This window comes from Peribacillus sp. NPDC101480, from assembly GCF_050277335.1.
Taxonomy (GTDB): Bacteria; Bacillota; Bacilli; order Bacillales; family DSM-1321; genus Peribacillus.
The window spans coordinates 265,567-291,738 of sequence record NZ_JBNNSB010000002.1 but is presented as its reverse complement, the minus strand read 5'-3'; the positions used below and the strand labels follow the sequence as shown (position 1 = coordinate 291,738).

The 26,172-nt window shown below is 41.4% G+C and carries 26 protein-coding genes and 2 riboswitches; of the genes, 20 read left to right on the top strand and 6 right to left on the bottom strand.

The features are described 5' to 3' along the window. Window positions 1-63 precede the first annotated feature (63 nt). The 3 genes from ACQKMF_RS09015 (at window position 64) to ACQKMF_RS09005 (ending at window position 3,911) form a co-directional block, all read left to right on the top strand. A complete protein-coding gene (locus ACQKMF_RS09015) occupies window positions 64-969 on the top strand; it encodes a LysR family transcriptional regulator (RefSeq protein ID WP_427572685.1) in 906 nt (301 codons plus the stop codon). A 168-nt stretch (window positions 970-1,137) separates the two neighbouring features. Continuing rightward, complete coding sequence (locus ACQKMF_RS09010; RefSeq protein WP_260357484.1) at window positions 1,138-2,310, top strand: acyl-CoA dehydrogenase family protein; 1,173 nt, start codon at window positions 1,138-1,140, stop codon at window positions 2,308-2,310. A gap of 26 nt (window positions 2,311-2,336) precedes the next feature. Continuing rightward, window positions 2,337-3,911, top strand: a complete 1,575-nt coding sequence (locus ACQKMF_RS09005) for a class I adenylate-forming enzyme family protein (RefSeq protein ID WP_427572683.1) — start codon at window positions 2,337-2,339, stop codon at window positions 3,909-3,911. A gap of 296 nt (window positions 3,912-4,207) precedes the next feature. Here ACQKMF_RS09005 and ACQKMF_RS09000 read toward each other — a convergent pair whose 3' ends face one another. Further along, window positions 4,208-4,993 carry an IclR family transcriptional regulator domain-containing protein gene (locus ACQKMF_RS09000; protein ID WP_098185351.1) on the bottom strand — a complete coding sequence of 262 codons (786 nt, stop codon included), beginning with the start codon at window positions 4,991-4,993 and terminating at the stop codon, window positions 4,208-4,210. Window positions 4,994-5,237: 244 nt separating this feature from the next. On the opposite strand from ACQKMF_RS09000, the gene ACQKMF_RS08995 reads away from it, so the two are divergent. The 12 genes from ACQKMF_RS08995 to ACQKMF_RS08940 all read left to right on the top strand — a co-directional run bounded on the left by ACQKMF_RS08995 (window position 5,238) and on the right by ACQKMF_RS08940 (window position 18,072). Next, on the top strand, window positions 5,238-5,894 hold the full coding sequence (locus ACQKMF_RS08995; protein WP_402942406.1) for a CoA transferase subunit A: 657 nt from the start codon (window positions 5,238-5,240) through the stop codon (window positions 5,892-5,894). A 6-nt stretch (window positions 5,895-5,900) separates the two neighbouring features. Continuing rightward, on the top strand, window positions 5,901-6,566 hold the full coding sequence (locus tag ACQKMF_RS08990) for a 3-oxoacid CoA-transferase subunit B (RefSeq protein ID WP_289349801.1): 666 nt from the start codon (window positions 5,901-5,903) through the stop codon (window positions 6,564-6,566). A gap of 23 nt (window positions 6,567-6,589) precedes the next feature. Continuing rightward, window positions 6,590-7,771, top strand: coding sequence for a thiolase family protein (locus ACQKMF_RS08985; protein ID WP_402942409.1), 1,182 nt, complete (start codon window positions 6,590-6,592; stop codon window positions 7,769-7,771). A 70-nt stretch (window positions 7,772-7,841) separates the two neighbouring features. Continuing rightward, entirely contained in the window at window positions 7,842-9,116 is a 1,275-nt protein-coding gene (locus ACQKMF_RS08980; protein WP_222619746.1) for an Nramp family divalent metal transporter, read from the top strand. A gap of 646 nt (window positions 9,117-9,762) precedes the next feature. Continuing rightward, window positions 9,763-10,845 carry a long-chain fatty acid--CoA ligase gene (locus tag ACQKMF_RS08975; RefSeq protein WP_328110540.1) on the top strand — a complete coding sequence of 361 codons (1,083 nt, stop codon included), beginning with the start codon at window positions 9,763-9,765 and terminating at the stop codon, window positions 10,843-10,845. Beyond that, window positions 10,842-12,293: an acyl-CoA reductase gene (locus tag ACQKMF_RS08970; protein WP_427572679.1), complete on the top strand. Its 1,452-nt coding sequence runs from the start codon at window positions 10,842-10,844 to the stop codon at window positions 12,291-12,293. Before ACQKMF_RS08975 ends, ACQKMF_RS08970 begins: the two co-directional genes overlap by 4 nt. A gap of 11 nt (window positions 12,294-12,304) precedes the next feature. Beyond that, window positions 12,305-13,051 carry an ABC transporter ATP-binding protein gene (locus tag ACQKMF_RS08965; protein WP_402942418.1) on the top strand — a complete coding sequence of 249 codons (747 nt, stop codon included), beginning with the start codon at window positions 12,305-12,307 and terminating at the stop codon, window positions 13,049-13,051. After that, entirely contained in the window at window positions 13,048-13,806 is a 759-nt protein-coding gene (locus tag ACQKMF_RS08960) for an ABC transporter permease (RefSeq protein WP_402942421.1), read from the top strand. Before ACQKMF_RS08965 ends, ACQKMF_RS08960 begins: the two co-directional genes overlap by 4 nt. Next, the gene (locus ACQKMF_RS08955) at window positions 13,803-14,834 is read left to right on the top strand and encodes an ABC transporter substrate-binding protein (RefSeq protein WP_402942424.1); all 1,032 of its coding nucleotides are present in this window, start codon (window positions 13,803-13,805) and stop codon (window positions 14,832-14,834) included. The genes ACQKMF_RS08960 and ACQKMF_RS08955 overlap by 4 nt, the downstream gene beginning before the upstream one ends. Beyond that, window positions 14,831-15,595 carry an SDR family oxidoreductase gene (locus tag ACQKMF_RS08950; protein ID WP_098185342.1) on the top strand — a complete coding sequence of 255 codons (765 nt, stop codon included), beginning with the start codon at window positions 14,831-14,833 and terminating at the stop codon, window positions 15,593-15,595. Before ACQKMF_RS08955 ends, ACQKMF_RS08950 begins: the two co-directional genes overlap by 4 nt. Window positions 15,596-16,245: 650 nt before the next feature. Beyond that, a complete protein-coding gene (locus tag ACQKMF_RS08945; RefSeq protein WP_402942429.1) occupies window positions 16,246-17,673 on the top strand; it encodes an alanine/glycine:cation symporter family protein in 1,428 nt (475 codons plus the stop codon). A gap of 180 nt (window positions 17,674-17,853) precedes the next feature. Next, window positions 17,854-18,072 (top strand): YozQ family protein, encoded by a 219-nt coding sequence (locus ACQKMF_RS08940; RefSeq protein ID WP_137018441.1) that lies wholly within the window; start codon window positions 17,854-17,856, stop codon window positions 18,070-18,072. A 100-nt stretch (window positions 18,073-18,172) separates the two neighbouring features. Here ACQKMF_RS08940 and ACQKMF_RS08935 read toward each other — a convergent pair whose 3' ends face one another. The 5 genes from ACQKMF_RS08935 to ACQKMF_RS08915 form a co-directional block, all read right to left on the bottom strand. Further along, window positions 18,173-19,018 carry an energy-coupling factor ABC transporter ATP-binding protein gene (locus ACQKMF_RS08935; protein WP_402942432.1) on the bottom strand — a complete coding sequence of 282 codons (846 nt, stop codon included), beginning with the start codon at window positions 19,016-19,018 and terminating at the stop codon, window positions 18,173-18,175. 18 nt (window positions 19,019-19,036) lie between these two features. Then, window positions 19,037-19,813: a cobalt ECF transporter T component CbiQ gene (gene cbiQ, locus ACQKMF_RS08930; RefSeq protein ID WP_427572674.1), complete on the bottom strand. Its 777-nt coding sequence runs from the start codon at window positions 19,811-19,813 to the stop codon at window positions 19,037-19,039. Next, complete coding sequence (locus ACQKMF_RS08925) at window positions 19,800-20,111, bottom strand: energy-coupling factor ABC transporter substrate-binding protein (protein ID WP_101221871.1); 312 nt, start codon at window positions 20,109-20,111, stop codon at window positions 19,800-19,802. Before ACQKMF_RS08925 ends, cbiQ begins: the two co-directional genes overlap by 14 nt. A 1-nt stretch (window position 20,112) precedes the next feature. After that, the gene (locus ACQKMF_RS08920) at window positions 20,113-20,856 is read right to left on the bottom strand and encodes an energy-coupling factor ABC transporter permease (RefSeq protein WP_427572672.1); all 744 of its coding nucleotides are present in this window, start codon (window positions 20,854-20,856) and stop codon (window positions 20,113-20,115) included. 34 nt (window positions 20,857-20,890) lie between these two features. Next, a complete protein-coding gene (locus tag ACQKMF_RS08915) occupies window positions 20,891-21,049 on the bottom strand; it encodes a hypothetical protein (protein WP_157830965.1) in 159 nt (52 codons plus the stop codon). Continuing rightward, window positions 21,033-21,228: riboswitch (cobalamin riboswitch) on the bottom strand. Its footprint overlaps the gene before it by 17 nt. A 201-nt stretch (window positions 21,229-21,429) precedes the next feature. Further along, a riboswitch (cobalamin riboswitch) is annotated at window positions 21,430-21,619 on the top strand. Window positions 21,620-21,771: 152 nt separating this feature from the next. Between ACQKMF_RS08915 and ACQKMF_RS08910 the strand changes: the two genes are divergently transcribed. From ACQKMF_RS08910 to ACQKMF_RS08890, 5 genes are read left to right on the top strand one after another with little or no spacing between them, the layout of a single operon-like run. Next, a complete protein-coding gene (locus ACQKMF_RS08910; RefSeq protein ID WP_427572670.1) occupies window positions 21,772-22,140 on the top strand; it encodes a (2Fe-2S) ferredoxin domain-containing protein in 369 nt (122 codons plus the stop codon). A 14-nt stretch (window positions 22,141-22,154) separates the two neighbouring features. After that, window positions 22,155-23,792 (top strand): precorrin-3B C(17)-methyltransferase, encoded by a 1,638-nt coding sequence (gene cobJ / locus ACQKMF_RS08905; protein ID WP_101221873.1) that lies wholly within the window; start codon window positions 22,155-22,157, stop codon window positions 23,790-23,792. A gap of 18 nt (window positions 23,793-23,810) precedes the next feature. Continuing rightward, on the top strand, window positions 23,811-24,743 hold the full coding sequence (locus ACQKMF_RS08900) for a sirohydrochlorin chelatase (RefSeq protein ID WP_427572668.1): 933 nt from the start codon (window positions 23,811-23,813) through the stop codon (window positions 24,741-24,743). Then, window positions 24,740-25,510, top strand: coding sequence for a precorrin-6A reductase (gene cobK / locus ACQKMF_RS08895; protein WP_427572666.1), 771 nt, complete (start codon window positions 24,740-24,742; stop codon window positions 25,508-25,510). The genes ACQKMF_RS08900 and cobK overlap by 4 nt, the downstream gene beginning before the upstream one ends. Window positions 25,511-25,522: 12 nt before the next feature. Beyond that, the gene (locus ACQKMF_RS08890; RefSeq protein ID WP_034312499.1) at window positions 25,523-26,170 is read left to right on the top strand and encodes a precorrin-8X methylmutase; all 648 of its coding nucleotides are present in this window, start codon (window positions 25,523-25,525) and stop codon (window positions 26,168-26,170) included. The last annotated feature ends 2 nt before the right edge of the window (window positions 26,171-26,172 follow it).

Below are 26,172 nucleotides of genomic sequence, written 5' to 3'. Positions count from 1 at the left end.
AAAATTGAAAGGGCTTTCTGTTCGAGGTATGATATTAGTAATAGGCTAGAAGGAGAATGAATCATGAATATTGAACAATTGGAATATATCATCAAGGTAGCCGAGGTTAACTCGATTTCCACGGCTTCAGAAAGCCTCCATATCTCCCAATCTGGAATCAGTATGGCCATTACGAGTTTGGAGAAGGAATTAGGTATAAAAATCTTCAAGCGGTCAAGGTTAGGAACCATACCTACAGAAGACGGAAAGGAAATCATTCAGAAAGCTCTTGAAGTATTAAACAAATTGGAAGAAATAAGAGACAGTGCTCAAGTACATTCAGATACGATGGAAAAAGAGTTACGCCTATCATCAACACAAGGTTTATTTCTAACGGTTTTGCCTAAATCCTTGGCCTTATTTAAGAAGAAGTATCCCGAGGTGAAAATTGTCATTGAAGAAAAAGGGGGACAAGAGATAACCGAAGAAGTACTGAATGGTAAGATAGACATCGGGCTATTGAATATCCCAAAGGTTAAACCAAAAGAAATTGAGTTGGAATTTCAACCCTTGATGGAAGCTAAAGTGATTGTGATGGTCAGTAAGAACTCCCCTTTAGTGAACCGTAAAAGCATAACCCCAAAAGAGCTAATGGACCAAAATTTGGTCATTTACAATGGACCAAGAATGAAGTCGTTCATTAAAGGTTTTTTTGATCATTACGGTGAGATGAATATATTGTTTTTCACAAATAATACAGAGATCATCAAAAAAACCGTCGCTGAGGGATTGGCGATTGCCTTTTCTTATGATATTGGAATTAACAGCGACCCCTATTTCCTAAGCGGGGAACTTGTGGCCATTCCTTTGGTGGAGCTGGAAAATAATACAATGGAATTCGGTTACGTTCGCTCTAAGAAGCAGTATTTTTCAAAAGCTGCCAGGGAGTTTATTAAATGTCTCGATTTCTATACTACTCTTAAATATTAGTTTCCTATGATGATAGGGAACTAATATTTTTTTATTTACTTCAATATTTTTTATATTTATATCATATATCCTTATTTTACTTAAATATTATTTACATTTAAAATTAATGTTATAACATTTTAAACATTTAAAAAATTCAACGAAAATAAAAATCGAAAGGGGAAACTTATGGTAACGACCCAGGAAGAGAAATTAGAGGTACTACAAACAAAGTTGCAGGATTTCATCCAAAATGAATTGCTTCCATATGAACAGGAGCATGGATTGAACGCTGAAGAGGATATCCCGATGGAAGCGATACAATGGGCAAGGAAACGTTCCAGGGAATTGGGGTTTTATGGTATTAACCTCCCTGAAACATATGGCGGACAAGATGTTAGTTTAAAAGGCTTATGCATGTTCAAGGAAGAATTGGCCCGTTCCGGAGCGGTTTTATGGGGGCAGGTTATCGGCGAGATTGGCGGGCCGCTAAGAATTGGCCAGATGTTGGAAAGTTTTACACCTGAGCAAATAGAAAAATATGTGATGCCCGTTGTGACGGGAGATGCGAGCTGCTGCTTTGCCCTTACAGAACCAAATGCTGGATCAGATGCCTTCGCTATCGAAACAACAGCCGTTAAAGACGGAAATGATTATATATTAAATGGAAAGAAACATTTTATCAGTGCGGCCCCCTATGCTGATTTCGCCATTGTCATAGCGAAAGAATCCGGGAAAGGAGAAAAAGAAAGAATCACTGCTTTCCTAGTTGATAAAAAAACATCCCAACATCCGGGGTTTGAACTAGGAGACATTCAAGTTCCCCTATCAGGAGAACGCATACATGCTGAATTGAATTTCAATCAATGTCGAGTGCCTGCCGCCAATATAATCGGAGAACCAGGAAAAGGTTTGCTGCTCGGATTGAAAAGAATAAACACAAATCGCGCTTCCCATGCCGCCGGCTTTATCGGAATGGCTCAACACCTTCTCGATTTATCTATTGAACATGCCAAAACGCGAGTCCAACATGGCCGGCCCATCGGTGACTTCCAGGCAATTCAGCATATGCTCGCAGATATGGCGACGGAAATCTACGCAGCAAGGTGCATGGTCTATGATGTAGTTGGAAAAATTGATCAAGGAAAAGAGGATCGAGCCGGCACGTCCATGGCTAAACTGTTTGCTTCAGAAGTAAATTGCCGTGTGGCTGACAAGGCTGTCCAAATCTTTGGCTCCAAAGGCTTGGTAAAAGGGCATCCAGTAGAAAAAATGTACAGGAGTGCACGGATGTACCGTATTCTGAGCGGAACCTCAGAAATTCAAAAAAATACAATTGCCAAAGCATTATTAAAAGGGTAAAACCTTTTTCGGGGGAGGAAATATACATGCTGCATAAGTTGACATTTCAGTCACTGTTGAATAAAGGAATGAAACGATTCGGCGAACTGCCGGCTATTACCTTGTTGCCAGCCGGGGAAACGATAACCTACGACGAGTTATGGAAGAAAACAGAACTTATCACATCTTATCTACTTCGTTTAGGTGCAGGAAGGGGTGTCCGCATAGCGACCATCATTCCAAACAGTTTAGAAAGTGTGATGTTTGGTTTGGCCATCCAGCAATGTGGAGCAACCTTGGTGCCATTAAGTGAAAAACTGGGGAAAAGAGAAATACAATTCATTTTAAAGGAAGCAAAACCAGAAATGGTCATAATAGCTACACAGACACACTTTGACACTTTCTTTGAGTATTTGGAAGAAATGAAGAAGGAAGATGTCCATGTTATTGGGCTCCCAGGCTTTCATATTAATTATCCGGAGGAGTTTGAACTGTTTAAATGGCCCGGCGAAATAAATAATCTAGACTTGCCATTAGCTGAAGAGGAAGACATTGCCCTTCTGTCATATACAGGCGGGACAACGGGTACACCCAAAGGCGTCATGCATTCCCAGAAAGGACTCGGCGCCGCCATACTTTCTGCAGCTATCGAAGACCCGCTGGATGACCGTGACCGGGTATTGCTAAGTACGCCCATTGTGCATTCAGCCGGTTCATTACTTTGGAGATCCCTTGTTTCGGGCGTCCATGTCTATGTGATGGGTTCATTCGACGCTGCAGCTTTCATACAGGCGATAAAGGAACATGAAATCACGACGACATTCATGGTACCGACCATGTTATACAGGCTCCTTGACCAGACAAAGAAGATGGAATATGATATGAGCTCCATGCGTAATATCTTTTACGGCGCGTCACCAATTTCTCAAAAGCGCCTTAAAGAAGCTTTTGAAGTATTCGGGCCTATCATGCGCCAGCAATACGGCATGACTGAATGCAATATTGTCATTGCCAGACTATCGAAGAGCGCTCATGTATGGGCTTATCATAACAATTCGGAAATTCTGAAAAGCTGTGGGAAACCGTGCATTCTTACCGAAGTTCGACTGATTGATGAAGATGGAAATGATGTAAAACCAACCGAGCTTGGAGAAATTATCGTAAAATCACCAGCCATGATGGTAGGCTATTATCAAAGACCGGATCTTACCCAAGAATACATCCGTGATGGCTGGTTCTACACGGGGGATATTGGTAAATGGGATGAAAGCGGTTACCTTTATATTGTGGATAGGAAGAAAGATATGATCATTACGGGCGGGATGAACGTATATTCTTCAGAAGTTGAGCGAGTGGTGAACCAGCACCCTTCTGTTGCATTAAGTGCTTGCATAGGCGTTCCCCATCCAGATTGGGGAGAAGTAGTGTGTGTCGTGGTATCATTGCGAGAAGGATCGAACTGTACTAGTGAGGAATTAATTGATTTCTGCAAACAAAGAACCTCTAAGTATATGGTTCCTAAAATAGCCTATTTTCTTGATAAGTTCCCATTAACGCCGATTGGAAAAATAGATAAAAAAGAACTAAGAAAGATGTTTTCACAAGGGATTCTAACCATTTAGGAGAGGCAGGAGAAGTGTATCATAACAGACTTAATTTCAACATTGAGACCTACAGAAAACTAGAAAATATAAGATAGACACAAATTATTTTAAGTTGCATCATAATTCATACGTGAATAGGAAATTTAGGTATATATTCCCGAAAGAATATTTTCGCACCAGAACCCTTAATAATAAAAAGACGACTCCAATTTTATGAAAATAAATTGGAGTCGTCTTTTTTACTACTAAATTAAATACCACTAAAAAACGAAAGTTTTCAGTGGCCTCAATTTTTTCAAGTGTGTATTTTGATTTTAACTTTTAGATCCCGTTTGATGATTTAATTTTTTAACTCCTTCTTGAAGGGCTGGCAAGTAGATTTCTAATAATTTCTTTTTATCTGTTCGGATGACCTGGGTAGAAACATTTACTGCGGCTATCGTTGCCCCCTGCCAATTGATAATGGGCATTGAAATGGAGCGGAGTCCTTCCTCTAGCTCTTCATCACCTAACGCATAACCCCGTGACCTGGTCATGGCCAGGTCTTCCTCGAATTTTTCATAAGTGGTGATTGTATTTTGGGTAAAGGCTTCGATATTGGTGATTCCCCAAATTTTTTTCCTTTCGTTTTCGGGTAACCAGGCAACAAGTGCTTTTCCTAATGAGGTTGCATAATAAGGCAACCTTGAACCGACCTTCAAGTTTGCCCCGACGATCCTTTTAGCTGCATTTACTCTGGAAACATAGACAACTTCTGCCCCATCCAGAATGGCCAGATTTGTTGATTCCTTTACAGTGGCAGAGATAGATTCCAAGATTGGTTGAGCAAGATCCGGTAAATTCAATGTTTGTAAATAATGGACCGCTAAATCCAAAACCTTAGGGCTGAGTTGAAATCTATTGTCTTCTATTAACCTTATATAACCAAGGTCGACAAGGGTTAATGCAAAGCGTCTAACTGTCGCTTTATTAATGCCTGTCCGCTCTGCAAGTTCCCGAAGCGAAAGACTAGCAGAACTTGAATCAAAAGCTTTTAACACTTCAAATCCTTTTGCGACTGATTGGACGAAATAAGATGATTGTTCCGTTTCATTATTCATCTCGAACTTCCTCCTAAAAATAATGAAAATTTATAGTGAATTATCAGCCTAATTGTTAGAAAAAATAAACAATTAGGTTGACTTCTTAACAAAAGATAATTATGATTATCCCAAGGTACACTATATGTACAAGGTGTACGTATAGTGTACACTTATAATCGCAATTATACAACTCTTATTTTAAATTTTTTTCATTGAATATGTAAGGGATTACATTACGTGGAAGAGGAGGCTTTAAGCTACATTGAATAAGATCATTACTGCATCAGAAGCTGTTTCGTATATAAAAGATGGAGACACCGTCGCTGTAGGAGGTTTTGGGTTGGTAGGATGCCCTCTTAACTTGGTGGAAGCATTGGCTGAATATCCAGTTTCCGATTTAACGATCATTAGCAATAACCTAGGGGAACCCGGAGGAAAAGGTCTAGGTAAGATTCTACTCCAAAATAAAATAAAAAAAGGGATAGGTTCATATTTTACGAGTAATATGGATGCCGTCCGTTACGTCAAGCAAGGCATCTTGGAAGTGGAGCTGGTTCCGCAGGGGACATTAGGGGAAAGGTTACGAGCAGCAGGTGCCGGTATAGGTGGATTTTATACTCGAACGTCGGCAGGGACACTTATAGGAGAAAATAAAGAGTCACGCGTGATTAATGGAAAAGAATATGTTTTAGAGTTACCGTTATTTGCTGATGTGGCTTTAGTGAAGGCTAAAAAAGCAGATAGGTTGGGTAATTTAATCTATTCAAAAACAGCTCGGAACTTTAACCCTGATATGGCTAGTGCAGCAAAAATAACTATAGTTGAAGTGGAGGAGATTGTTGAAATGGGAAAGATATCTCCCGAGGAAATCATAACGCCTCATTTGTTCGTGGATTTTATAGTGGAAAGGAGAAATTGACCGAAGATGTCGTCACTTACTATTAAAGAAATGATAGCCAAAAGGGTTGCTATGGAAATAAAAGAGGGAACAATCGTCAATTTAGGGATCGGCATTCCGACCATGGTTGCTAACTATATACCCGAAAATAAATCAGTATACCTTCATACCGAAAATGGGCTCCTTGGAGTAGGTCCTTCGCCAGAAAAAGGGAAGGAAGACCCTGAAATCATAAATGCCGGGAAATTACCGGTCACCGCACAAAAAGGTGCTGCTTATTTTTCATCCTCCGAATCATTTGCAATGATTCGCGGCGGACATGTTGATACAGTCGTTTTAGGAGCCCTTCAAGTCAGTGAAACAGGAGATTTAGCAAACTGGGCTGTACCGGGAAAGGATATTTTAGGAGTTGGTGGAGCAATGGATTTAGTCGTGGGTGCAAAGGAAGTCATCATTGCAACTCAGCATTGCACGAGAGAGGGTAATCCGAAAATTGTCAATCACTGCGATATTCCACTAACAGCCCAAGGTGTTGTATCGACATTAATATCTGAATATGCAGTTTTTCGATTTAAAGATAATGAAATGATTTTAGAAGAGTTAGACAAGGGGTGTACGATAGAGAAATTAAAAGAAATCACACCTGCAAATTTTATAATTTCACCAAGTTTGAAAGCGTATTCAGTCGAATGAATTAACAATCCGGAGGTATTATAATGGATCATGAATTTGTAATTGTTAGCGCAAACCGTACAGCCATTGGTAGAGTTGGCGGACGATTAAAAGATATACCTGCTGGAAATCTAGCTGCAACAACCATTAAAGATGCGATTGAGCGTGCTGGGCTAGCACCTGAGCAGATCAATGAAGTAATTTTTGGTGAGGTACGGCAGTCCACTGAATCATCTAATCTAGCACGTGTTGCTGCATTAAGAGCTGGTATTCCCCATGAGGCCTCTGCTTTCACAGTAAACCGACTATGTGCTTCAGGCATTCAGGCTGTTGTATCGGGGGTTCAGCACTTAGTATTTAATCCGGATGATATTGTTGTTGCCGGCGGAGCGGAAAATATGAGTAGAGCCCCCATTTATTTAAGAAATTCACGATATGGAGAAGGAAATCCTTACCTTGTTGATTCTAATCTTGAAAATGGCCAGCAGCCAATCGAAGTTTTTGGAAAAGACTTAGGTATGGGGGTTACAGCTGAAAACGTTGCGGAAAAATATAATATTTCCCGTGAGGATCAGGATGCATTTGCCTTGGAAAGCCAGAATCGGGCAAAATTAGCAATTGAGTCTGAATCCTTCAAATCTCAAATTGTTCCGATTGAAATAAAAACTAGAAAAAACGCATCGATTTTCCAAATAGACGAGCACCCAAGAGACACAACCTTAGAAAAATTAACCCAATTGAAACCAGTCTTTAAAAAGGATGGAACTGTCACAGCGGGTAATGCCTGTGGCCGTAATGATGGAGCGAGTTCCTTAGTTTTAATGACTCGAGAAAAGGCTTCCAACATAGGTGTCAAACCCATTGCCAAAATCGTTAACTGGTCTACAGCCGGTGTCGATCCACGATATATGGGAATCGGTCCAGTTCCCGCAATCGAAAAACTTTTGAAAAAAACTGGTCTGAAGGTTGAGGATATAGGGCTGTTTGAATTGAATGAGGCTTTCGCTTCGCAATCACTTGCCGTGATACGTGAAGCAAAGCTGGATCCGGATAAAATCAATGTAAATGGTGGGGCTATCGCATTAGGTCATCCATTAGGCGCAACTGGAGCGATAATCATAACGAAATTAATTCATGAAATGCAAAAACGACAAGAAAGATACGGGATAGCGACTCTATGTATTGGCGGAGGTCAGGGCATGGCTATTTTATTAGAATTAGCCTAAGACGATTCTAAATGAATGAACTACATTAAATAAATATATTTTGGACATTTACGATCTGAGGAGGCATTACATGGAGACAGAACTTAATAAGCCACAGCTCAAAATTCCACCAGCTACGATGGGGGAAAAATTAAGACAGGTTGGACCAGGTATAGTTGTCGCTGCCACAGGTGTAGGAACTGCTGATTTGATAACATCTATCGTTATTGGAACGTCTTTTGGAATGACCTTTGTATGGGCCATTATTGTCGGTGCAATTTTGAAATACTTTTTAAATGAAGGTGTAGGACGTTGGTATTTGGCAACTGGACAAACCATGATTGATGGCTGGCATTCATTAGGGAAATGGGCAACAGGTTATTTTGGTATCTACTCAGTCATTTGGGGATTTATCTATGGAGCAGCTGCAGCATCGACTTCAGCATTGGCCATGCACGCCATGTTTCCAATCATGCCGCTTTGGGCTTGGGCTATCGTCCATTCGATTCTAGGCTTCGGTCTCGTTTGGACAGGCCGTTATCTGCTGTTTGAACGTGTAATGACAGTTTTAATAGGTGTTATGTTTGTAACGATTATCGGTACAGCGATTCTTTTCCTACCTAGCTTAGGAGATTTCGCAATCGGATTCGTTCCTAGAGTTCCAGAAGGCTCATTCATTTTAATGCTAGGCTTGATTGGTGGAGTTGGTGGAACAATCACTATGGCTTCCTATGGTTATTGGTTAAGTGAAAAAAGCTGGAGTGGAAAAGGTTGGATTTCCATGATGAGAACAGATACCAAGGTTGCCTATACATTAACAGCTATTTTTACATTGGCTGCATTGATAATCGGTGCTCAATTTCTTGCGGGTACAGGTGTCAGCATCCGTGATGATCAAGGGCTTATCCAACTTGCCGAAATGCTTGGGGCGGAGTTTGGCACACCTATGCGTTGGTTATTCTTAATTGCATTTTGGTCTGCAGCTTTCTCTTCCTTACTTGGAGTTTGGAATGGGGTTCCGTATCTTTTTGCTGATTTTGTCAAAACGATACGCAAGAAAAAGGCTCCAGGAAAACAGGCTGTATCAGAAACGGAACCTGCTTATCGTGCCTATCTAACCTGGCTGACATTCCCTCCGATGATTTTGTTTTATTTCGGAAAACCCGTCGAGTTAATCATCATATATGGAGCTTTAGGAGCATTATTTATGCCATTCCTGGCGATCTCCCTGATTTTATTATTAAATTCGAAAAAGGTAGATAAAGAGTTTAGGAACAAAGCGGTTCCTAATTTGGTTTTAACGGCTTGTCTCATCATGTTCGTCTATTTAGGGGTTAACGAACTTATTGAAATTTTTACGAAATAATAGGTAAAGGCTGTGGGGAATCTTCTTCCTGATAGCCTTTATTTTTCCCTTTAGCTGGTCAGTCTCACTTTCATACGAAGGTTTTTTTACCCCCAAATCTCATTTTCGCTGCCCCGTAAAAGCATATGTGCCTTACACCTTCACGGAAAAGCTGATAGTCATCGAAAATAATTATATTAAAGAAGGATTTCTAGCAAACATATTCAATCCAAAAGTAGCTGTGTTTTTAAGTTTTTTACCCTAATTTATATCCAGCAGACAAGCACATAGCTTTTACTTTAGAGTTTGGAATGGTATTTCTTTTATATGCCATTAATTAAAGAATTATATGCCTTCATGTAAAATGAAAAATTGAGAAAATCGATGGAGATGATCTGTGTTCATTCCTTTAATGAAATATGGATCTATGATTTAGTGCATTTAACGGTAGTTTAAAATGGAGTTGCATTTTTTAGGCAGAAGGAATAGACTTGAATAAAATTTAATGTTACGGGAGTCTGTGGAATCAGGCTGAGAGTATGACTAACTGTTGTAGACCGTTTGAACCTGTTGGGTAATGCCAGCGTAGGGATTGTGACTAGAGGACCACTATGCACTTTGCTTACGCAAAGTGCTTTTTTATTTTCTATGAAAGGATGTATTCGAGATGAATCAACAGCAAGTCATAACCAATAATATTGTTCGCTATATGCAAAATGCATCGGACGAGGCATTCAATGAACAGGCCTTACAATTATTTTCTTATCAATACGATCATAATCTTCCCTACCGAACCTTTTGTTTTCAAAAAGGAAAGACACCAAGGGTAGTTAAGACATGGAGGGACATTCCGGCCGTTCCGATTAATGCTTTTAAAGAAGTCACGCTAAGCTCCATAGATCCCTCTGAAACAGAAGCGGTTTTCATGACGAGCGGAACTACAAAAGGAATTAAGGGCAAACATTATCATCCCACTTTGGAGGTGTTTGATAAGTCCATGATTTTAAATTTCAGGAAAAGATTTATGAAGGAAACGGAGAAAATACGCATGGGGATTCTTTTTCCAACCGAAATAGAAATGCCTAATTCTTCATTAGCTCGCTACTTGGGTCTTGGAATGCGTGAATTCGGTACGAAGGATAGCCACTATCTATTAAATGAAAGTGGAATTGATATGGACCGCTTGCTGGAGTACCTTGGGCATGCGGAAAAAACCGGGGAGCCTTATGCCCTTTTAGGCGCGAGTTTTAGTTTCGTACATATGATCGAAGAATTAGAACGAATGGGAAAGACCTTTAGTTTACCAAAGGGAAGTAAAATCCTTGATACGGGAGGATATAAAAATCAATCTAAGGAATTGGGCTTGGATGAATTCTATCATATGCTTTCAACTCACTTGGGTGTAGACCGGTCTGAATGCATAAATATGTATGGGATGACGGAGCTAAGCACGCAATTTTATGATGACGGTAACGAGACTGTTCCTCCTGTAAAATCGGGACCGCATTGGATAAGGACTAGAGTGATCAATCCTTTAAGTGGGGAAGAGGTCCAAAAGGGCGAGCGGGGAGTACTTGTTCATTGTGATTTAGCTAATTTTAATTCGGTCACTACCATCCTAACAGAAGATTTAGGGGTCGAGGTGGATGGTGGTTTTCTTTTATTAGGAAGAGTGCAGGGAACAGAGGCAAAGGGTTGTTCCATAGCGGTGGATGAGTTTTTAAAAGCTGCAAAGGGCGTTTCGGAATGAACGAGATTGCAGGATATATACCGGATATAGGGGATGAAGATTTTACAAAAAGGGTTTTAGTATTTAAGAGAAAGAATGAAGAAGTGGAAGTGGAGATTCCCCTTCTTACGATAGAACAGATGAATAAGGTTATAGAAAAAGTTAAAAGGGCGAGTGTTGAGATATTAAAGGCATTTACGACGGTGGAAATCATGGATATTATTGACAAAGCGATTGGTAGATTACTGGATCGTCGTTCACCGTACCGTCAAAAGGCTGAACAGCTCCTGCCGATTATTACAGGGTATGATGAGGAAATAGTTCGTCTTGGTCTTACTATTTATTTGAAAAAATTCCGTAAACATGAACTCCAACGCTTTGTTGTTGAAGATTTAGGAAATCCCCTGATGCTTGATGACTTTCAACCTCGAATCAAAGGCGGGTTCTCTAAGGCAGTAGGGCCAAATCTAATCACCCATATTTGGTCGGGGAATGTCCCAGGTCTTCCTTTGTGGAGCTTCATCTCCGCCTTGCTTACCAAGTCAGGAAACATTGGGAAGGTCTCAAGTGCAGAGCCTTTGTTTGCGGGCTTGTTTGCCCGTTTGTTAGTGGAAATTGAACCTAAATTAGCGGATTGCTTTGCCATTGTTTGGTGGAAAGGGGGCGATGAAGAGCGGGAAACATGCATATTGGAACAAAGTGACGTTGTAGTAGGGTACGGCGGCAACGCTTCGCTTCAGTCTCTTCAAAGCCGAACGCCAATAACCACCAGATTTTTGGCTTATGGCCATAAAATCAGTTTTGGGTTGATCTCTCGCTTTAGCCTGGATTCACAAAAAGCTTTTGAAACTGCACGTCAAGCGGCACTTGATGTCATCCGTTATGATCAGCAAGGCTGCTACTCTCCCCATATTTTTTATGTTCAACATGGCGGCAATGTTTCGCCAAAAGAATTTGCGAGATATCTGGCACATGAACTTGAAAACATGGAAAAAAGATATCCTCGGCGGATTCTTTCAATGGAGGAGTCTGCAGCACTGGCATCGTGGCGTCAAAGAGAAGAGATGAGTGTTTTTTATGATTCCCAAAAAGAGGTATTGGGAAATGTAGCACATGATTGGACCGTCGTATACGAAGAAAAGGGCATTTCCTTCACTCCAAGTAGTTTGAATCGAGTGATAAAAGTGATTGCCTTTGAAAAAATAGGGGACCTGATTCCTTCCATTGAGCCTCACCGTTCTTTCCTCCAAACCGTTGGTATAGCTGCAAACCCAAGAGAACTTTTTCATTGGGCCGAGTTATTGGGGGGAATTGGTGTAACGAGGTTAACGGCTTTGGGCAGTATGACGTCTCCCGAAGCTGGATGGCATCATGATGGCCGCTTTAATTTACTAGATTTGATCAACATGGTAGATATAGAGTCCTCTGCTGTAGTGTACAGTGAAAGATTTGCCCCTTATTTTGATTAGGAGGTAGTGGAATGGGTTTTTTGACAGTTAATGATGTGACATACAGCTATCAGGGCAAAAGGTCAGTTATCAATCGTGTAAGCTGGGAAATAGAAAAAGGGGAGTTTCATTGTTTACTAGGGAAGAGTGGGTGCGGGAAAACGACGTTATTAAAGCTGGCAGCAGGCTTACTGCAGGTGGATGCTGGAATTATTTCCCTGAATGGGAAAATCGTAATCAAGCCGTCCCCTGAAGCCGGATTTGTCTTTCAATCCCCAACCCTATTAGAGTGGAAAACTGTAATGGATAACGTTCTGTTGCCCGTTTCCCTTAGGGGGAAAGTGACGGTAAAGGATATAGAGTATGCGATGAAGTTATTGGACACTGTTGGGTTAGCAGACTATCTTCATAGTTTCCCGGCACAATTATCAGGAGGTCAGCAGAGTCGTGTAGCCATTGCAAGGGCACTTGTTGAACAGCCGTCCATGATGTTCTTAGACGAACCATTTGCTGCATTGGACGCGATTACAAGAGAAGAATTACAGGACGACCTTTTAAAGATATGCAAACAGCAAAATACGACAGTCCTTTTTATAACACATGATATTTCAGAAGCTGTTTATCTCTCAGACAAGATAGCGGTAATGGATCAAGGAAGCATTCTCTATGATACAGCTGTCGATCTTGCAAAGCCGCGAACGGTGGAAATGAGGTACAGCTCGTATTTTAATGAACTTTGCCTCAAGGTCCACCAGGTTATGGGGGGAGCACGGATATGAAACGATTTCCTATATACTCCGTAATCCTTTTAATGCTTTTGCTATTTTTATGGGATCTAGCAGCAAGGTCCATGTCGGAGCTTGTCCTGCCGACACCTATTGTGATTTTCCATACTCTTTTTGAAGGCATAATCGGCGGATACTTTACCCCGCATATTATCCGAACCACATCAGAGGTGTTGCTGGGACTGTTTTTTGGAGGGGTATTCGGATTTGTGGCAGGCATTATTTTGGGCGAGGTGCCTTTTTTACGGAAGCTCTTATTTCCTTACATTATTGCCAGTCAAGCCGTTCCGAAGCTTGCTTTAGCCCCTCTTTTTATCCTTTGGTTTGGATTTGGAATGACCTCTAAAGTGGTGATTACGGCACTGATCTGTTTTTTTCCTATTTTGGAGAATACGGTGATGGCCATAAAGTATACGGGTAAGCAGAAGCTGGAACTGTTCAAAATGCTTGGTGCATCACGCTGGCAAACCTTGATCCATTTAAAGATACCTGCCGGGATGCCTGGGATTATAGCAGGGCTTCGAGTAGCGGTCGTTTTGGCAATTGTAGGTGCGGTTGTTGGAGAGTTTATCGGCGGAAGTGACGGATTAGGAGCGGTGATCATCGCTTCACAGGGAATGATGGATACACCATTGATGTTCGCGACCTTGATATTGTTAACGGCCATGGGAATGGTTCTATATCAGGCAGTGCAACTTATGGAAAAGAAATGGGTCAAACGATTTATAAAGGAGACGGAGAAAAAATGAAATCAAAAATTATGCTAATGGGTTTATTATTTTTGATAGCAATAATTACAAGCGCTTGTGGAGCGAAGGAAGAGGCAACCAAGGAAGCAGGCTCAGAGAAAATACAGCAGGTCAGAGTAGCGAATTGGAGTAAGCCGATAACTGAGCAAACGAATTTATTGGTGGATGAGAAAAAACACTTTTTCAAAGATAAAGGATTGGACGTTTCGGTTATTCCAGGAGAAGGTGGCGGGGATGCCATTAAAAATATTGTTTCTGGACAAGCTGACATTGCGTTTACAGATCCCGGCTCTCTTTTCTTTGCATTAGACAAAGGGGAAAAGCTGAAAGTGATTTATAATATCTATCCACAAAATGTGTTTAACATTGTATCCCTTAAAGACAAAAAAATAAATAAGCCACAGGATCTTAAAGGGAAAACAATTGGTGTATATAGTTTAACAAGCGGGACGCGTCAAAATTTATTGGTACTTCTGCATCAGGCTGGACTTTCGGAAAACGATGTAAAAATCGTGGAGACGGGATTGTTGAATTTTGCTCCTTTGATGCAGGGAAAGGTGGATGCAACAGCTGCAACGGATACTGGATTAGCCGTTGCTAAACAAAAAGGATTGGATGAAGTAAATGTCATGGAAGTAAAAGATTATTTGAATGTGCCTAGCGATGTATTTGTTGTCACAGAAAAGACGTATGATGAAAAGAAAGACGTTCTGAAAGAATTTTTGGAGGCTTATAGTAGCAGTGCACAGTGGATGATCAAAAATCCGGAGGAAGCCGCTAAACTAGCATCTGAATATGCTATTGATGGAAAAGATGAACAACAAAACTTGAAAATTATTAATTTGAGAAATATTTCGAGTGTTTCCTCTGAGGGGACTGATAGTAAGGGGCTAGGGGTACTTGATACATCGGTTTTACAAAAAGGGGCAGATACGTACCAGCAATTAGGACTAATTAAAAATAGCATCGATATGAAAGAGGCAGTGCGTGACGATCTTCTTCCTAACAAAACGGAGGAGAAAAAATGAAAAAATTTCAGGGGAAAGTAGTACTGGTGACGGGAGCTAGCCGAGGAATAGGAGCTAGTATTGCCCGTGCCTTTGCGAGAGAAGGGGCACTGGTTATCATCAACTACCTGAAAAATCACGAGGCCGCTGAACAGGTTGCCGTGGATTGTACTAAACTGGGCGGTGAAGGATGGGCTATACAGGGAGATGTCACATCTGAATCGTCCGTCAAACAGATGATCGAACAAGTTTTGGAAGCGGGGAAAATTGATGTTCTCGTGAATAATGCCTTCAAGTCTTACATTTTTGATGCTGACAATCGAAAAATGTCATGGGAGCTAACATGGGAAGATTATCAGGCGCAAATTGATGGGGCTTTACGCTCGACACATTATATGTGTCAGGCAGTCTTACCCATTATGAAAAAACAGAGCAATGGCAGCATCATCAATATGATCAGCAATTTAGTTCAAAGGCCGATTGTACCTTACCATGAATATACGACAGCAAAAAGTGGACTTATGGGGTACAGCCGTAATTTAGCTGCAGAGCTCGGAGCTTTTGGAATCAGGGTCAATTGTGTGGCTCCGGGGCTTGTCTATCCAACGGATACAAGCAAGGATACAAAAGAAGAGTTGAAGGACCTCATCATCTCCCAAACTCCACTCCGCAGAATTGCAGCACCAGAAGATGTAGCAGGACCCGTGTTGTTCCTGGCATCAGATTGGAGTCAGTTTATGACAGGGCAAACTTTATTTGTAGATGGCGGGCTTGTGATGTGACAACACGATAATCATTATATCACTACTTGGTAAGTGAATTTTCATTTCATTTACTTCATTTATTTGACCAAATCTTCAAATATTATGCTGTCGTTGAGCAAGAGGGGGGAGTTTTATCTGTGAGCTTTCCTGATCTGAGCTTATGAAGGAGATACATAATAGCTCCAAGTTAGGCAGATGTATTTATGTCCTGAGGGAGTTTAAAAACTGATGAGTATAGGGAGGCTGTTTAAGTCTCTCTTTTTGTTTGGATTTTGGGAGCTGAAATGCTCCTTTTTTTATTAGTCTCTGCCTACTGATTTTATGATAGGCACAGCAAAATCTTTTTTGTTTTTCAATTTAAACAGTACCCGCTTAGTATTTTTATAATGATGGTGATAAAAATAGAAAATAACTTCCGTTGGGAATGAATGTTAAATGAAGTGAGGAAGTATGATTATTATCTAAAGGAAATGATACTGAAATACCAATTCATGAATGAAAAAAATGGAGTGTTAGGATATAATATATTATTGTATTGAAGATTCATTGTGGAATTTCCTTTTTTTTATGTGCTTCACTTGTTTATCTCCTTAAAGTATGGGGAAATAAATTATAGTTGTATATGTTTTTATAATAATAATCAGAGTTAAGTAGAGAGGTTTGTTTTAATGGAATTCTTAGAAAAATTTATTAGTGAGGCTAATGGTGTGTTATGGTCTTCCATATTGATCATCATGTTGGTTGGATTGGGTCTCTATTTTAGCATCCGCACGAAGTTTGTCCAATTCAGAATGGTAGGGGAAATGTTCAGGCTTTTGGGAGAAGGGGCCACTGCGGATAAAAAAGGTGTAACATCCTTTCAGGCATTTTGCATAAGCACGGCATCGCGGGTAGGAACGGGTAACCTTGCAGGTGTTGCCATCGCGATCACGACGGGCGGACCTGGAGCCGTTTTCTGGATGTGGTTAATAGCATTGATCGGATCTGCTTCCGCATTCATTGAAAGTACACTTGCTCAAATCTATAAGGTCAAGGATGGGGATGCATTCCGCGGCGGTCCTGCTTATTATATGGAAAAGGCATTGAATGCCCGTTGGATGGGTATCACTTTCGCTGTGTTGATTTCGCTTACATTTGGATTGGCTTTCAACTCGGTACAAGCCAATACGATTACAAGCGCATTCAATGAATCGTTTGGGATTGAAAAGTGGGTTACGGCAATCATCTTGGCTATGGTCACGGCTGTCATCATTTTTGGCGGGATCAAAATGGTTGCAAAGGTCTCTGAAGTCATCGTTCCGATCATGGCAGGAGCCTATGTAATAGTGGCGTTGATTATCATCATCATGAACATTACCGAGTTACCTGGTGTTTTTGCTTTGATCTTTGAAAGTGCATTTGATGGAATAAAAGAAGTGGCTGGCGGAGTACTGGGAGCTGCCATGATGCAGGGAATCAAGCGCGGCCTATTTTCAAATGAAGCCGGGATGGGTAGTGCACCAAATGCTGGTGCCACGGCTGACGTCAGTCATCCCGTCAAGCAAGGTCTCATTCAGTCTTTAGGTGTTTTTGTCGATACGCTCATCATTTGCAGCTCGACAGCCTTCATCATTCTGTTTTCAGGTCTTTATACATCTAAGGAAACGGATGGTATCGTCCTAACCCAAAATGCCCTCGCAACGGCATTGGGATCTTGGGCGGGTATTTTCCTTGCCATTATCGTACTGCTATTCGCCTTTAGTTCGATTGTTGGCAACTATTATTATGGAGAGTCGAACATCGGCTTCATCAATGAAAATAAGGTTTGGCTGAATGTCTATCGTATCGCAGTCGTAGGGATGGTGATATTCGGTTCGCTTGCATCACTGGATTTTGTTTGGGGACTGGCTGACTTGCTGATGGCCCTTATGGCCATTATCAACCTGATCGCCATAGCTTTACTTGGAAAGATTGCTTTTGCTGCACTGGCGGATTATCAAAAGCAAAAGAAAAGTGGGAAAAATCCAGTCTTCCATGTGAACAATATTGAAGGTTTGAAGAATGTGGAATGCTGGGGTGACCCATCCGATAATGTGGATGTGAAGAAGGAGGCATAAGCTCTCAGTAAGCTTACATGTTAAGTCCCTGAAAGGGGATTTTACTTGTAAGCTTTTTCTTTGCCTTTTTCCTCCTTTTTTAACATTATTGAATATTGCTTCGTTTTTTACACAAAATACCTTTGACTTTAATACTGTTGTCAAAATTTTTGGACATTTTAAAAAATAGGAGTGAATAAAATGGATAGCAAGCAATCAAAAAATGAATCTTCAGAAGTTGCCGGAAGAATATATGATGTCAGCGATTATAAACGGGAAGATCCTTTATCCTCTGGACTGGCCAGAACCCACGAACAAGTCTCGGATACTTATGCGGAAGGCGAAATAAAGGCAGTCATTGATGATGTAAACGGAAGAGATATTGAAATTGCAAAAGAAAGATCTAAAGAAGAAAGGTAATAAAATTTGTTTTTTTAGGAACAAGAATTATCGCCTGCTATTTTTTAGATATCGGTTTTATCCCCTAGCTTCTGATGAAGCAAGAGCTAGGGGAAATTAATTAATAAATTCTTTCTGTCTCCAACTTTTGAAGCAATTCTTCCTTCGTTCTTGGGAAAAGGTCCCTTTCTGCAGGGTTCCTTGATTGAAGAAGGGCTTGAAACATTTCAAATACCCACGGTTTCTCCAGATGTGCCTGCAGCAAAACGTCTTCATCATGGAAAACGGAAACAGGGTCCCCTTGGTATATGACCTTACCATCGTTCATGACCACGATTTCATCAGCCCATTGGTAAGCAAAATTAACATCATGAGATGAGAGGATTATCGTTTTGTCAGGGTGGTGGATACTGTCCAGCAGATTCATGATCTGTCTTGAGAAATAAGGATCCAATCCAGCGGTAGGCTCGTCCAGGAGCCAGACATCGGGTTCCATGGCAAGTACCCCTGCAATGGCGACACGTTTTTTTTGCCCAAGGCTCAAAAAATGGGTAGGTCTGTCTTTCAGTTCCGTTACTTCCGTTTGGCCCATTGCCCAATTTACTTTCTCTTGAACCTTAATTCTATCCCATCCTAAATTCATCGGTCCAAACGATATATCCTGTTGTACATTAGTGGAAAAGAGCTGAGAGTCGGGATCTTGAAAAACGATCCCGACTTGCTTTCGTAATGATAATAATGATTTACGGTCATATTTCATTTTTTTGCCCTTAAATCTGATCTTTCCTGCTGTAGGTTGTAAAAGACCATTTAAATGGAGGAATAAAGTCGATTTGCCGGCACCATTATTGCCTAATAATGCAATCTTTTTACCCTGTTGAATCGTTAGCGACAGATCGTTTAAAGCGAACGTTCCATCTGTGAATTGATGGGTGAGGCCTTCTATATGAAAAATATGCTCGTCCATTGTTGGGTTGCCTCCAATTTACAAATATCCATTAATAAAGATTAAGCTTCCTAATATTACTATCGCGATCAGCCAATTGCGTGAGGAATAGGTGTAAGTATCCTCGAGATAGGAAAGGTTCTCCTGATAGCCTCTTGCGTTCATGGCCATCGTCAATTGCCCAGAGCGCTGCAATACTCCTAAAAATAAAGACGAGATTAGTAATCCGAGAGATCGTATGCCTTTCCTTAATGAAACATACCCTAGCCGTGAAGCTTGTGCTTGATGAATGGCCAAAGCTGTATCTAAAAAAATAAAGATGAAGCGATAGGTCAATTCTATTAAATCAATCAATAAGGAAGGCACTTTAAGTTTTCGCAACACGGATAGGATGACGGTAATGGGTGTAGTTAAGGTAAGGAAATATAAACAGCTGATACTGCCGAATACAACAGTGATCAAATTGGACACTGTACCGAAGCTGTCATCGCTGATGAATATTTGCCAGTTCCCGACCTTCCAGGACCACCATATATTCGATATCGAAGTAAATTCGCTTGTGAAAGAAAAAAGGATGGTAATTGTTCCAGATAGTATAAAAAATCCTGGCAATAGAAGTAATTTCAGATAATAGGAAAGCGGGATTTTTGCCGCAAAAATGATTAAAGCGCTCATCACCGTAAAAGTGATGAGCGAAACGGTCATATCCCTTACCGTTAACGAAAACAGCAAAAGGGAAAGTGCAAAAACCATCTTTTCCAACGGATGAACATCCTTTAGCCCATTGAAATAGGCATATTTATCAATGAGTAACATGCTTCGATTTTTCTGTCAATTCTTGTTTGGTTTGCTTATTCCTTTGTCTCATCACGCCAATGAAGTATCCAATGAAACCGGCTCCGATTGCAGCTTGAAGCGCAAATAATAAGCTTTCGGTTTCTGCACCTGGCGGCTCCCATATACTGTTGAACCATGGCTTGTATTCCGGATGGATCTTAGTGATGGCTTCCTCAGCTTCGCCGTCGGCACCGCCAAATTCCGTTCCTTGTTGGGTGATTAACGGTATGGTTGCAAGAATGACAACCAGGAAAAGCAGCAGTAGACTTTTTTTCATATTAACGGGCCTCCTTAGATAAAACTCGCAGCAATTTCAATTCACCTAGATTGTATTTTTTCAAGAAATTCATTACGACGACTGTCAATAACCCCTCACTGATTGCCAAGGGAATTTGGGTCAGGGCAAAAATACCTGCAAATTTACTGAAAGAGGCCATGAATCCTCCTACCTCGGAAGGAAAAGCAAGAGCAAGTTGAACGGAAGTGACCACATAGGTTCCTAAATCTCCAAAAGCAGCTGCCAAGAAAACGGCAAGTGAAAAAGACCACCCCAATTTAGTTGCGCCCTTGAAGACAAAGTAAGCAATGAACGGTCCGCAAACGGCCATGGAAAATGCATTGGCCCCTAATGTCGTCAGTCCTCCGTGAGCCAGTAAAACAGCTTGAAATAACAGAACGATGGAGCCAACGACACTCATGGCCAATGGTCCGAATAATATGGAACCCAAACCAACTCCGGTAGGGTGTGAAGAACTTCCCGTAACGGAAGGAATCTTTAGGGCCGATAAAATAAATACAAATGCGCCCGATAGGCCAAGTATCATTTTTGTTTCTGGATTTTCCCTAACTTTGGACCTAATGGACCGGTAACCCAAGATTAAAAATGGAAACGTCACGGCCCACCAGAATATAGCCCATTCAATGGGTAAAAAGCCCTCCATGATATGCATGGCCATTGCCCGGTTCGGGATAAAAAGCAATAAGATGACAAAATAAATAATTTTCCAATTGGTTCTTTTCATTCTTTCTCCTTTCAATACTTTTAAATTTTTCTGATCAATCTTGAGAAGAAAAGCGGCGCCCAACATAAAAAGCACTTCTCTCAAAGGAAAGAAGTGCGTAATGAACAGGAATTTTGCAGCATGAAGCAATCATGGGCCATTCTGCCTGATCCGCACGCCCATCCTCGTAGGCTGAAACAGTTTCACGTTTCATGGCAGGTCTCCTGGCTTTGGTTCATCATCCCATTACATCCTTCCCATCTCATTTGACAGTGGATTAAAGTTAAAGTAATAGGACTTCCCTTTACAGTGGCGGGACCGCTCCGGATTTTCACCGGCTTCCCTTTTAAGTTGAATTCCGAGAAATTCAACACCATAAAACTTATGTAATTATTTTGAAAATTCTCGTATAGTGTACCATAAAGAAATAATTTCAGCTACACTATCTTTTTTTTCGGGACGGATTTTGTTGCAAGGAAAGGATTTTAACGGGTTTTACACTATTAAACTTTTCTAAACAGTCGGAATAAACTATTGAATTTTGATAAAGTTGTTATATGATAGATTAAGTTAGTTAGAAATGTATAATAAAACCAAATATTTCATTTTAAAAGTGCCCTTGTGTGAATAAGCAAGGGATAATAGGGAAATCGGTGAAAATCCGATGCAGCCCCCGCTACTGTAAACGCTGATGAAATTGTCGATAGCCACTGGCATGATGCCGGGAAGGGACAAAGTAAAATGAAGCGTAAGCCAGGAAACCTGCTTTTAAAATTGCATGATACTTTTCGGAGGGAAAGGTAGAAGGACTATGACGATTTTGGAAGGATTTGGCATGTTTGCCTTTGGCTTCTCATTCATATAGTTTTTTTAAAACCTTGACTCTAATGTTAAGGTTTTTTATTTTGCCTTTTCCCTGAACTCAGGAGGAAGAAGATGACTACTTGGAACTTGATGGGTACAAATACGCATCTGTTGATTTGTAATGGGAGCAGCTGCATGAAAAAGGGCGGGGAAGAAGTAACCCAAGCGATTCGCGATGAAATTACTTCAAAGGGACTTGATTTGAAAATCCATACAACCAGGACACGCTGTAACGGTAGATGTAAGGATGCCTGCGTTGTGATTGCCTATCCCCAAGGAAACTGGTATCGAGTGGAAACGCCTGAATTCGGTCGGAAGATCGTCAGTAATATCGATGATGGTGAATTTGTTCCACAGATGATCTATCAATTCAATGATGGGGAAATGACCCCTAATCCAGATTTTCCTGCTCATACGGGTATTTCAAAGAACAAAGCGTAAAAGGAGATGTCTTAATGAGTACAAACGGTAAATTATTCGTCGTGGGCTTTGGGCCCGGGAATTTTGAACACATTACCAAACGTGCCGTCGAAGCCCTTCAAGAAAGTGACTACATCATTGGTTATAAAACTTATGTTGAACTCATTCAGGGACTGCTTACAGATCAAACGATCATTAGTACGGGGATGACTGAAGAAGTATCACGTGCACAGGAAGCAGTGAAACAAGCGGAGCTGGGAAAGAAAGTGGCGGTGATTTCCAGTGGGGATGCCGGAGTTTACGGGATGGCAGGGTTGGTTTATGAAGTATTGATTGAGAAAGGCTGGAAAGAAGAAACTGGAGTGGGCATTGAAGTCATTCCTGGCATTTCTGCAATCAACTCATGTGCGTCATTACTCGGGGCACCAGTCATGCACGATTCGTGTACGATCAGCCTCAGTGATCATTTAACTCCTTGGGAACTGATCGCTAAAAGGGTTGAAGCAGCTGCAATGGCAGACTTTGTCATTGCACTTTATAATCCGCGCAGCGGCAGGCGGACCCGGCAAATTGTTGAAACACAGAAAATTCTCCTTCGCTACCGCTCGCCGGATACACCTGTCGGGTTGGTGAAAAGTGCTTATCGCGATAGGCAGGATATTGTCATAACCAATTTGCAGGATATGTTGAATCACGATATTGGAATGTTGACCACCGTCATTATCGGTAATTCATCCACCTTTTTATATGATGACAAAATCATCACACCAAGAGGCTATCAGAGAAAATATACTTTGAATTCGGAAAAGCAAACATTGAAGCCGCATCAGCGACTGCAAAAAGAAGCGGAACCGTGGGCATTAGATCAAGAGGCCTTAACCGAGTCCGCTGGAGGAGTTGGATTACTTACAAAAGCACCAGAAAAGAAGCCAGCTTCCTTTGAAATGGCAATGGAGGCCCTGTCAAGAGTCAAGGGTCAAACCGTTAAGCAATCCATTCAGCCGATTGTTCAGCAAAAAATGGAGTCGGTATTCGAACTTGCCGTTAGTCCAGGTGTGGCGAATAAACAATTCACTCCCAAACAAATGATGACACTTGCGGAAGTTGTTGGGGAAAAGGGAACGATGGAATACACGCCAAATCATAAAATCGTCTTAAAGATTCCGACAACGGATCCGGAAGTCATAACGGGGAAATTGCAATCAGCAAACTTTCTTTTGTCGCCGATTGGAGATGTACTGACACTAAAAGCCTGTGATTTCTGTGATGGTGAAAAAGCGGAATCCATTCCTTATGCGGACGAAATACACCGGGTGCTTGGCGGAATGAAAATGCCCAAGGAACTGAACATCGGTTTTAATGGGTGTGGGATGGCTTGTTATAGTGCTGTGATGGATGATATCGGGATTGTCTTCCGAAAAGGGAAGTTCGACTTATTTCTTGGAGCTAAACCGGTTGGAAGAACAGCCCATCCGGGTCAGCCGGTGGCGGAAGGCATTGAACCGGAACAGCTTGTTGAACTGATTACGGACATTGTCGGGGAGTATAAGCAAAATGCCCATCCAAATGAGCGGCTTTTTAAATACTTCAAACGTTCGAAAAAGATACAGAATTTTTCTTATCAGGACATCGCTCCCAAAATAAACATAGAGCCTGCGCCTTGTGAAGACTAATCTAGAGGAGGAAAGTAAATGAAAGCAGTTTTGTTCGTAGGACACGGAAGCCGGTTGGCTTCGGGAAATGAAGAAGTCCGTCATTTTATTAAGAATATGATTCCGGCAATGGACGAGCGTTTCATGGTGGAAACGTGCTTCTTGGAATTTGCGGCACCGAATATATCCGAGGGAATTGATAATTGTGTAAAACGAGGGGCTACTGAAGTTATCGTCATACCGATCATTTTGTTGCATGCAGGACATTCGAAATTACATATCCCAGCTGAAATAGAGGATGGGAAAACCAAGTATCCAGAAGTGAAATTCACATATGGCCAAACGATCGGGGTCCACCATGATGTATTGACGATCCTGACAGACCGTCTTGAGGAAGCGGGATTCGATACGACCTCTGAACATTCTGAGACAGCGATATTGCTAATTGGCCGAGGTGGCAGTGATGCTGATGCAAATAGTGATATATATAAAATTTCACGATTATTATGGGAAAAATTAAGCGTTAAATGGGTCGAAACAGCCTTCATGGGTGTAACGGACCCTCACGTTGATGAAGGTATTGAACGATGCATCCGATTAGGGGCAAAAAAAATAGTGATGCTGCCATATTTCCTCTTCACTGGGGTGTTGATGGAAAGAATGGAGGATATGCTGAAAGGCTATCAAGAGCAATATCATGATCGAGAATTCATTTTGGCAAAGTATTTTGGATATCATCCAACCTTACAGAACATTCTGCAAGAACGAGTAATCGAAGCCAGTGAAGGAAGGTCAAGTGGGGCGCGTGATTTGGAAAACTATCGTAAACATGTCGAGGAACATGGACATGCTCACCATCATCACCATCACGACCACGATCACGACCACGATCACGACCACGACCATGATCATCATCACGACCATGATCATCACCACGATCATGATGGGCAAGCGGTGGGGTCATCAAAATGATTTTGTTCTTGGCGGGTACAAGTGATGCAAGGGAATTAGCGATTGAGATGCAGCAGGCGGGGTTCAAGGTTTTGGCAACTGTTGTAACCGAATCGGCGGCTAAGAGTTTGCAAGATTCAGGGATTTCCACCCGGATTGGCCGATTATCTGCAGAAGATATGACATCTTTAATCTCTGCAAAAGGTTTTCAGGCTGTAGTCGATGCAAGTCACCCATTTGCCGAAGAAGCATCCAAAAACGCCCTTATCGGAGCAAAGGCAGCAAATGTTCCTTATATTCGTTATGAGCGTGAAAGTCAACGGTTTCAGAATGATAAATTGATAGTTGTCCGTGATTATGAGGAAGCTGCCAAGCTTGCCGCTGCAAAACGGGGAGTCATCATGCTCACGACCGGAAGTAAAACACTATCCGTGTTCGCAAAAGAATTGGTAGGGCTCGAGAATACCAGAGTCATAGCAAGAATGCTGCCACGCATGGACAATATGGAAAAATGTGCACAGTTGGGAATCGAACAAAAAAATATCGTTGCGATTCAAGGGCCGTTTTCAAAAGAATTGAATAAAGCTCTATATGAACAATATGGGGTCACATTGATGATAACGAAAGAAAGCGGCAAGGTCGGTGCGGTTGATGAGAAATTGGAAGCCGCGTTGGAATGTGGAATTGAGACAATCATGATATCTCGACCGGATGTTGACTATCAGAATGTTCATTCCAGTTTTGAACATGTCATTGCCGAGTTGAATAATCAGTTAAATGAAAAATAGGAGGAATGCAAGATGGATTTTAAAACGGATTTTAAACCACTAACGGTAGACCCTGACAAAATATATGATTATAGTTTTTCAATCATTGCTGAAGAAATGGGCAATCATGATTTTTCTGAAGATGAATGGAAGATCGTCCGCCGGGTCATTCATGCTTCAGCGGATTTTGAATTGGGAAGAAGTGTAATCATCCATCCAAATGCCATTCAAGCTGGTGTGGAAGCCATTCGCAAAGGCAGACATGTCATTGCGGATGTGCAAATGATCGAGAGCGGTACAGGCAAAAAACGATTTCAAAAACACGGCGGGGACGTTCATTGCTATATTTCGGATCCGGATGTGATGGTCGAGGCAAAACGTTTGAATACGACGAGGGCGATCATTTCGATGCAAAAAGCGGTAAAGGAAAATGAAGGGGGCATTTATGCGATTGGCAATGCACCTACCGCTTTACTAGAGCTCATTCGTCTTATTAAAGAGGGGATTGCAAAACCGGACTTAATCATTGGAATGCCTGTTGGATTTGTTTCTGCAGCAGAATCGAAAGAGGAACTGGCTAAGATCACAGAAGTGCCATTCATTACGAATATTGGCCGAAAAGGTGGAAGTACTGTCACTGTTGCAGCATTGAACGCGATTTCCCTTTTAGCCGATAGTTAAAA

Coding starts and splice junctions, on each gene's coding strand:
- ACQKMF_RS08900 (WP_427572668.1), top strand. CDS start 23,811: ATGAAAGCAGTTTTGTTCGTAGGACACGGAAGCCGGTTGGCTTCGGGA.
- ACQKMF_RS08955 (WP_402942424.1), top strand. CDS start 13,803: ATGAAATCAAAAATTATGCTAATGGGTTTATTATTTTTGATAGCAATA.
- ACQKMF_RS09005 (WP_427572683.1), top strand. CDS start 2,337: ATGCTGCATAAGTTGACATTTCAGTCACTGTTGAATAAAGGAATGAAA.
- ACQKMF_RS08970 (WP_427572679.1), top strand. CDS start 10,842: ATGAACGAGATTGCAGGATATATACCGGATATAGGGGATGAAGATTTT.
- ACQKMF_RS08910 (WP_427572670.1), top strand. CDS start 21,772: ATGACTACTTGGAACTTGATGGGTACAAATACGCATCTGTTGATTTGT.
- ACQKMF_RS08915 (WP_157830965.1), bottom strand. CDS start 21,049: ATGAAACGTGAAACTGTTTCAGCCTACGAGGATGGGCGTGCGGATCAG.
- ACQKMF_RS08990 (WP_289349801.1), top strand. CDS start 5,901: ATGTCGTCACTTACTATTAAAGAAATGATAGCCAAAAGGGTTGCTATG.
- ACQKMF_RS08935 (WP_402942432.1), bottom strand. CDS start 19,018: ATGGACGAGCATATTTTTCATATAGAAGGCCTCACCCATCAATTCACA.
- ACQKMF_RS08980 (WP_222619746.1), top strand. CDS start 7,842: ATGGAGACAGAACTTAATAAGCCACAGCTCAAAATTCCACCAGCTACG.
- ACQKMF_RS09015 (WP_427572685.1), top strand. CDS start 64: ATGAATATTGAACAATTGGAATATATCATCAAGGTAGCCGAGGTTAAC.
- ACQKMF_RS09000 (WP_098185351.1), bottom strand. CDS start 4,993: ATGAATAATGAAACGGAACAATCATCTTATTTCGTCCAATCAGTCGCA.
- ACQKMF_RS08940 (WP_137018441.1), top strand. CDS start 17,854: ATGGATAGCAAGCAATCAAAAAATGAATCTTCAGAAGTTGCCGGAAGA.
- ACQKMF_RS08945 (WP_402942429.1), top strand. CDS start 16,246: ATGGAATTCTTAGAAAAATTTATTAGTGAGGCTAATGGTGTGTTATGG.
- cbiQ (WP_427572674.1), bottom strand. CDS start 19,813: ATGTTACTCATTGATAAATATGCCTATTTCAATGGGCTAAAGGATGTT.
- ACQKMF_RS08985 (WP_402942409.1), top strand. CDS start 6,590: ATGGATCATGAATTTGTAATTGTTAGCGCAAACCGTACAGCCATTGGT.
- ACQKMF_RS08950 (WP_098185342.1), top strand. CDS start 14,831: ATGAAAAAATTTCAGGGGAAAGTAGTACTGGTGACGGGAGCTAGCCGA.
- ACQKMF_RS08975 (WP_328110540.1), top strand. CDS start 9,763: ATGAATCAACAGCAAGTCATAACCAATAATATTGTTCGCTATATGCAA.
- ACQKMF_RS08925 (WP_101221871.1), bottom strand. CDS start 20,111: ATGAAAAAAAGTCTACTGCTGCTTTTCCTGGTTGTCATTCTTGCAACC.
- ACQKMF_RS08965 (WP_402942418.1), top strand. CDS start 12,305: ATGGGTTTTTTGACAGTTAATGATGTGACATACAGCTATCAGGGCAAA.
- ACQKMF_RS08920 (WP_427572672.1), bottom strand. CDS start 20,856: ATGAAAAGAACCAATTGGAAAATTATTTATTTTGTCATCTTATTGCTT.
- ACQKMF_RS08890 (WP_034312499.1), top strand. CDS start 25,523: ATGGATTTTAAAACGGATTTTAAACCACTAACGGTAGACCCTGACAAA.
- cobK (WP_427572666.1), top strand. CDS start 24,740: ATGATTTTGTTCTTGGCGGGTACAAGTGATGCAAGGGAATTAGCGATT.
- cobJ (WP_101221873.1), top strand. CDS start 22,155: ATGAGTACAAACGGTAAATTATTCGTCGTGGGCTTTGGGCCCGGGAAT.
- ACQKMF_RS08960 (WP_402942421.1), top strand. CDS start 13,048: ATGAAACGATTTCCTATATACTCCGTAATCCTTTTAATGCTTTTGCTA.
- ACQKMF_RS09010 (WP_260357484.1), top strand. CDS start 1,138: ATGGTAACGACCCAGGAAGAGAAATTAGAGGTACTACAAACAAAGTTG.